Below are 6,839 nucleotides of genomic sequence, written 5' to 3'. Positions count from 1 at the left end.
CGGCGCCACATCGCCGCCATCGACAAACCGCCGCCCGTCAATCCAAGTCGAAGGTACCCCCGCTGCTCTCCCGATCAGATGAGCCTCGACTATGTCTAACTTTCCCCGGACAGCCCTGCACAAGGGGAGAAGGGAAAGTCGGCGTCTCACTTCACCTCGAATTGCGGGTCGACCGGTATCTGCATGGCCGTCACCAGATGGTTAGTCTGCCCGGCGAGCCCGATGATCGACACCAGCTCGCCATGCTGCACGTCGGTCATGCCTTTGGCCCGCGCGGCGGCGGTGTGCGAATGGATGCAGTAGGAACAGCCATTGGCGGTCGAGACGGCGATATAGATCATTTCCTTTGTCAGCGGATCGATGGCACTGTCGGCGACCATCACCGCCTTGAGCTGCTTCCAAACCCGCTTCAGCGCCGCCGGATCATTGGCCAGCCCGCGCCAGAAATTGTTGACGAAATCGGATTTCCGCGTCGCCCGGATATCGTCGAACACGGCCTTCACCGCCGGGATCTTTTCGACCTCGGCGTCGGTAAAAAGCTTTGTGGTGGCCATGAGCGTTTTCCTTTCAGTTTTAGATGCTGGGATTGAATCCGGATGCTTAATAGCCTCCGATAGTCCATTCACTTGATTGGCACTTGCGCCTTTCGGCGTGGCAGGCGGCACCGGTGGGGTGTGTCCAGATTCAGGTCAGGCCGAGTCGAAAATGGTGGGCTCCGAGAACCGGAGCGGAGCGTACTTTCGTACGTGAGCACCGGAAGCGGAGGAGCTCGCCATTTGCAGGCCGGCCTCACCTGAATATCGGCACACCCTAGTGCACCGCCGCATACATAATCTTCTCCTCCGTAGCCTCCGCCGGAGAGAACTCCTCCACGATGCGGCCCTGGCGGCAGACAAGGATGCGGTCCGACAGGTTTATGATCTCCGGCAGGTAGGACGAGATGACGACGACGGCGAGACCTTCGTCGGCCAGCCGGTTGATGATCTGGTGGATCTCTGCGATGGCGCCGACGTCGACGCCGCGCGTCGGCTCGTCGAAGATGACGATGCGCGGCTGCTGCACCAGCCCCTTGCCGATCACCACTTTCTGCTGGTTGCCGCCGGAGAGCTCGACCACGCGCGCATTGTCGTTGATCGCCTTGATGTTGAGCGTCTTGGTCCATTCGGCCGAGAGCTGGCGCATCTCCTGCTGGTTGATCACCCAGGCCTTTTCGCGGCCGGCGGCGAGCAGGCCGCCGAACAGGTTCTCCGCAATGCCCATCGTCTCGAAGATGCCTTCGCTCTTGCGGTCCTCGGTGACATAGACGATGCCGTCGGCCACCGCCTCGCTCGGCACGAGGTAGCGTACCGGTCTGTCGTCCAATTCAATCGCGCCACCGCGCAAAAAGTCGCGCTTGTAGATGCCTGAGACGATCTTGAAAGTCTCGGTGCGGCCGGAGCCGATCAGCCCGAACACGCCGGTGATCTGGCCCTCGAAGATCGAGAAGGAATTGTTGCGCACGATGTTGCTCATCGAGATGTCCTGCACCGAGAGCACCTTCTTGCCGGCCTTGCGCAATTTCGTCTCGTCGCGCTGGCGGTAGATCTGGCCCGTCAGCGAGCGCCCGACCATGGCGGCGACGATCCTGTCGCGGTCGAAGGCGGAGGTGTCGTCGGTGATCACCAGTTCGCCGTCGCGCAAAATGGTGATGCGGTCGGCGATCATCAGCGCTTCTTCCAGCGCGTGGCTGATGAAGACGATAGAGACACCGCGCGCCTTCAGCCTCCGGATCAGCGCGAAGAAATGGCGCTTCTCCTCGGGCGTCAGCGTCGCCGTGGGCTCGTCGAATATGATGATCTCGGCATTGTGGTGGACGGCGCGCGCGATCTCGACCATCTGACGCTTGGCAGCGCCAAGCGTCGCCACCATGGCATTGGGGTCGACCGGAAAATTCAGCGACTGCAGGAATTGCTGCGCCGAGATATAGGTGCCGCGCAGCCGGTTGAGGAATTTCTCGGTACCGAGATAGAGGTTCTGCGCCACCGTCATCGACGGCACCAGGCTGGTCTCCTGGAACACCATGGCGATGCCGGCTTCCAGTGCGGCGTGTGGCGAGGCATACGCCGTCTCGACGCCCTTGTGGAACATCTTGCCCGACGTCGCGTCGACGACGCCGGCGATGATCTTGGTCAGCGTCGACTTGCCGGCGCCGTTCTCGCCGAGCAGCGCGTGGATCTCGCCCTTCCTCAGATCGAAGCTGACATTCTTCACCGCCGGCACGCCGCGATAGGTCTTGGTGACGTTTTCCAGTCGGATGATCGGTTCCATCAGAAACCTCCCGTATCGAGCGCCAGCACACAATCGCCGCCTTTCGCGGCGACGTACAGGCGGCCATCCCGTTCGGCCACGCTGCAGACGCCGTGGCGCGTGCCATTGGCGCGGCTGTGCAGGCTGAATTGCGGCTGCAGGGCCGGGTCCAGCTTCACGACGAGCCCGTAAGAGCGGCTGGGCGACCACGGCTTGTGGATGCCCATGGTGCGGATGCCGCCGCATTGCAGCGGCTCGAGGAAGCTGCGGCTGGAGGCGAGCGCGGGAGCGATCCAGTAGGCCGGCGGCACCTGATCGATCATGTCCTGGCGATAATGCGTTTCCTGCAGCACGAATTCGATCAGCCGGTTGCGTGGCGCAAACAGCGTCAGCCAGGCGCCACCATCGCCGGCCGGCGAAAGCCGCGCGGGATAGCCGGGCAGATGCGTCAGCACCGTCGAGCGGTTGCCGTTCGATCCGTCGAAGCGAACAAGCTGGTGACGCCAGCTTTCGCTCACCAGCACGTCGGCGCCGATCGGATGCAGCCCATAAGGAAAGGCGATGTCACCGGCGATCCTCTGGAAACTGATGCCCCCTGCCCCGCGCCGCCACAGCGAGCCGGACGCGCCCTTCTTCATCAGGTCGGCCGCCCATTGCGAAGGCAGGTGCTGGGCCGAACCATTGGCCAGCCACAGCGTGCCGTCATCGGCATAGGCAAGCGCGGTGATGCACCTTAATTCGGCCGGCAGCGAAACCTCCTTGCCGGCAATCAGCAGCTTGCCGTTTTCCAATCCGGCAGTCAGGTCCCCCTCTGGCGACAGTGCCAGCGCGGTGACTGGCGACTGAAATGTCTCGACCACGACAGCCTCGGCACCGGCCGCGATCGCAAGGACGGCATTGCCGCTGGAGACGAGCAGCCGGCCGACCGCCGACAGCAGATTGTCCGGCTCGCTCAATTCGGCGAAGGCAGGCAGGTCATCCAGCCGCGTGTTGGGGCGGAAGGCGCCGTCGAGTGGCGGAATGGTGACCGCCCTGCCGCGAAAGACATCCAGGATCGGATCGAGGATCATGGTCTTGCTCCCCAATAGGAAGCGGGGCTGGTCCAGTTCGGGTCGGCGCCCGAAATCTTGTAGCGGCCAATGCGGTTGTTGAGGATGCCGCCGACGAACAGATAGCCCTTGTGCTCGCGCATCGACGTCACCATCGGATGCGCGTTGCCGGAAAGATCGCCGAGCGTCTCAACGATGCCGCCCTTCTCGTTGAACTTCACCACGCCGCCGGTGTTGATGTTGGGAAACAGCCATTCGTCCTGCGGCAGGCGCCGCGTCATGCGCTGGCGCATATCTGGGTGGCGTAGCGACAGGTCGAAGCTCGGCGTGCGCATGCCGAGCCAGGCCATCCAGTAATTGCCGTCCGACGCGCGATTGATGTTATCGGGATAGCCTGGCATGTCGCGGATGACGCATTCGGCGGTGCCGGCCTTCGGCCCTTCCAGCCAGTAGCGATGCACGCGGCAGGCCCAGCTTTCGGCGAAGAACAGCGACTTGCCGTCATGCGCCATGCAGACCCCGTTGGTGTAGCGATAACCGTCGAGCAGCGTCTTCGTCGAGCCGTCCTTCGGATCATAGACCAGCAGGCGTCCGGTGGCGCGGTTCTCGATCGAGTCCAGCGCCCAGTCATGCGCGTCATAGCGCTTGGTGGAATCCGTGAAATAGATGCGGCCGTCCGGCGCGATGTCGCAGTCGTTCGGGTCGCGCAGGCGCGCATCATCGACGATCGAGGTCCAGGAGCGCGACGTTTCGGCCGAAAGGCGCTTCACCTCGCGCTCCGGCGAGACCGAATAGAGCCCCATGGCGCCGACGCAGCTGATCAGATTGCCTTGCTTGTCGAAAGCAAGGCCCAGCGGAAAGCCGCCGATATGGGCAAACACTTCCGACTTCACATAGTCCGGCGCGAAGAAGCGAACGATCTCGCCGTGGCGTGTGCCGCAATAGAGATGGTCGTCACGATCGAGGATAACATCTTCCGGTCCCTCCAGCTCGCCGAGCCCGATATGGTCCGCTGCCGACAGCCGGTTGTCGAGCTCGTAGGGCGTGCCGGAGCCGGGCGCGGCCGATTGCGTCTCGCCCATCTTGAGATAGACCGGCGCGACATAGACCTCGTTCAGCACCTTGTGTCGGTTCTTCAGCCAGCGGATGTCGATGGTGACGGCGACCGCGAGCAGGATGCCGAGCACCATCTGGTTGGTGCCGGTGCCGTAGCCGAGCCGGATCAGGCCGTTGGTCATGGTGAGCACGATGATGGCGCCCATCAGGCCCTTGACCACAGAGCCTCGCCCGCCGCCGAGGCTTACGCCCCCGACCACCGCCGCCGTCAGCGCCATGATTTCCAGGTTGAGGCCGGTGCCCGGGCCCGCCCCGCTCAGACGGCAGGCGATGAGGAACCCGCCGATCGATGAGCAGAAGCCGGAAAAGACATAGGTCATGAAGACGGTGCGGCGCACGCGGATGCCGGCATTGTGCGCCGAGCGCCGCGAGCCGCCCACCGCCAGCACGTGCCAACCCGGCCGCGAGCGCGTCAGCGCGATATGCGTGACGATGGCGAGGATGACGGCCAGCCAGACCGAAATCGACAGGCCCCAGAATGTCCCGTCGCCGATGAAATCGAGCACGTCGGACGAGGCCTGGGAAAGCTGCACATCGGCGGCATAGGTGCTGACCAATATGTCGAACAGCGCCCGCCCGAAGATGAAGGTGACCAGCGTGGTGAGAAAGGCGCGCAGCCTGAGATACCCTACGAGGTAGCCGTTGATGGCGCCGAAGATGAGCCCGGTGGCGAGCGCCGCGGCCAGGGCCAGCCAGATCGACTGCTCGAGGATGAAGAAGACATAGACGGCGGAAAAGCAGGACAGCGCGAAGATCGAGCCGACCGAGAGGTCGATGCCGCCGCCCAGCATCACCACCGTCATGCCGATGACCACCAACGAGAACTCGCCGAGCTGGCGCGTCGATTCCTGCAGCGAAGTGAGCTTGAAGAAACCCGGAATGATCGAGCCGAACACGCCGAGCGTCGCCACCAGCGCCAGGAAAGGTATGGCGTTGTCGGTCCAGCGCTTGGTCAGGATCTCCCCGACCAGATGGTCGGGCACGAGATTGTAGCGCCAGGCCTGGAGGCGTTCACGAAAAGTCATCGGCGGCTGCTGTCATCAACGGGAAAAGAGGTGGCCGGAACGATCCGACCACCTCGTGGATGCGTTCGGGCGGCGCGCCTTATTTCGCCGCGGCTTCGGCCTGCAGCGCCTTCAGGTCCCAACAGCTGTCGGGCTTGAGATCCGCCTTGGTCGTCGCCTTCTCTAGCGTGTAGATATAGGTGTGCGAGGTGCCGGCCGGCTGGCCGCTCTGCAGCAGGAACTTGATGATGGCGTTCATGTCGCCCGACTGGCGGGCAAGATCGGTCATCACCACGGCGCCATAGGTGCCGTCGTTCAGCTTGTCGCAATCGGCTGCCTTCTCGCCGCCGCCGGTGGTGACCAGGAACACCTTGCCGTCGAGCTTGGCGTCGCGGATCGCAGCCGAGGCGCCGGTGGCGTCGCCGTCCCAGAAGTCGATGATCGAGCAGATGTCGGGGTGCTGCTGCAGCATCGTCGTCGTCACGTTGCGCGAGGTGGTCGCGTCCCAATTGGAATCCGGCTTGGCGACGACCTGGAAGTCGGGATGCTTCTCCAGCACCTTCATGATGCCGGCATACTGGTAGAGGCTGGACGAGTTCGCCTGGTCGCCCTGCACAAGACCGATCTTCTTGGACGAATTCTCGCCGCAGCCCTTGATGGCCGCTTCCGCTTCGAGCTGGCCGAGCTTGTCCCAGTCGCTGCCGACGAAGGCATCGGCCGGGAAGTTGGCCGGATTGTCGACCAGGATCACATAGGTGCCGGCGGCCTGCGCCTTCTTCATCAGCTTCGAATAGGAGTTGAGGTCCGGCGCGTGGATGATCAGAACATCCGGCCTTGTGTCGGAAGCGATGGCGTCGGTGATCGCCTGCGCGCCGGCATCGACCACCCAGTTCGGATCGCGGGTCTCGAAGGTGCCACCCCAGGCCTCGACTTCCTTCTTCAGGTAATGCGCCCAGCCTTGCGCCAGGTCGAAACCCATCGCCAGCGGCACCAGCATGACGCGCTTGCCGTTGAGCGCCTTGGCATAGGCGGCGGGACCTGGATCGTCGGCGGCGAAGCTCGGCGCCGCGAAGGCGGTAACGGCGAGCGCCGTGGCGGCGGCCATCAATGTTCTAAGTAGTCTCATGTCACACCTCTGGTTCGGTTTTCATTGCCGGGCGATCGTCACGATCGCTCCGGGTACCCCAGAGCAGGATGGGCTGGCCCATCTGCTCTAAATATCGCCCTGTTGCGCGGTCTGCTCGTCGCGCGGGTTGATGATGCCGTCGACGATGATGGCTCCGAGCAGGATCGCCGCCTTGATCAGGTTCTGGTAGAGCAGCGGAATGTCGATGATGGTCATGGCGTTGAGCAGGATGCCGATCAGCGCCGCCCCCACCAGCAC

5 protein-coding genes and 1 pseudogene are annotated in these 6,839 nt (G+C 63.5%); all 6 read right to left on the bottom strand.

All coding sequences use genetic code 11. From position 1 onward, the window contains the following. Nucleotides 1–146: 146 nt before the first annotated feature. The gene (locus EOA24_RS22875) at nt 147–554 is read right to left on the bottom strand and encodes a carboxymuconolactone decarboxylase family protein (RefSeq protein ID WP_126081900.1); all 408 of its coding nucleotides are present in this window, start codon (nt 552–554) and stop codon (nt 147–149) included. 256 nt (nt 555–810) lie between these two features. Beyond that, nucleotides 811–2,307 carry a sugar ABC transporter ATP-binding protein gene (locus tag EOA24_RS22870; RefSeq protein ID WP_126081899.1) on the bottom strand — a complete coding sequence of 499 codons (1,497 nt, stop codon included), beginning with the start codon at nt 2,305–2,307 and terminating at the stop codon, nt 811–813. After that, on the bottom strand, nt 2,307–3,356 hold the full coding sequence (locus EOA24_RS22865; protein ID WP_126081898.1) for a hypothetical protein: 1,050 nt from the start codon (nt 3,354–3,356) through the stop codon (nt 2,307–2,309). The genes EOA24_RS22870 and EOA24_RS22865 overlap by 1 nt, the downstream gene beginning before the upstream one ends. Beyond that, nucleotides 3,353–5,476, bottom strand: a complete 2,124-nt coding sequence (locus tag EOA24_RS22860; protein ID WP_127410092.1) for an SMP-30/gluconolactonase/LRE family protein — start codon at nt 5,474–5,476, stop codon at nt 3,353–3,355. The genes EOA24_RS22865 and EOA24_RS22860 overlap by 4 nt, the downstream gene beginning before the upstream one ends. 79 nt (nt 5,477–5,555) lie before the next feature. Further along, the gene (locus tag EOA24_RS22855) at nt 5,556–6,581 is read right to left on the bottom strand and encodes a sugar ABC transporter substrate-binding protein (protein WP_042647576.1); all 1,026 of its coding nucleotides are present in this window, start codon (nt 6,579–6,581) and stop codon (nt 5,556–5,558) included. An 87-nt stretch (nt 6,582–6,668) separates the two neighbouring features. Then, nucleotides 6,669–6,839 (bottom strand): annotated as a pseudogene (locus tag EOA24_RS43215) (ABC transporter permease); the annotation flags it as partial.

This window comes from Mesorhizobium sp. M2A.F.Ca.ET.039.01.1.1 (assembly GCF_003998035.1).
In the GTDB taxonomy this organism is placed as follows: domain Bacteria; phylum Pseudomonadota; class Alphaproteobacteria; order Rhizobiales; family Rhizobiaceae; genus Mesorhizobium.
This window is presented reverse-complemented; position numbering and strand designations above follow the sequence as displayed.

Excerpts from the sequence above, each read along its gene's own strand:
- EOA24_RS22875 (WP_126081900.1), bottom strand. The coding sequence starts at position 554 with ATGGCCACCACAAAGCTTTTTACCGACGCCGAGGTCGAAAAGATCCCG.
- EOA24_RS22870 (WP_126081899.1), bottom strand. The coding sequence starts at position 2,307 with ATGGAACCGATCATCCGACTGGAAAACGTCACCAAGACCTATCGCGGC.
- EOA24_RS22865 (WP_126081898.1), bottom strand. The coding sequence starts at position 3,356 with ATGATCCTCGATCCGATCCTGGATGTCTTTCGCGGCAGGGCGGTCACC.
- EOA24_RS22860 (WP_127410092.1), bottom strand. The coding sequence starts at position 5,476 with ATGACTTTTCGTGAACGCCTCCAGGCCTGGCGCTACAATCTCGTGCCC.
- EOA24_RS22855 (WP_042647576.1), bottom strand. The coding sequence starts at position 6,581 with ATGAGACTACTTAGAACATTGATGGCCGCCGCCACGGCGCTCGCCGTT.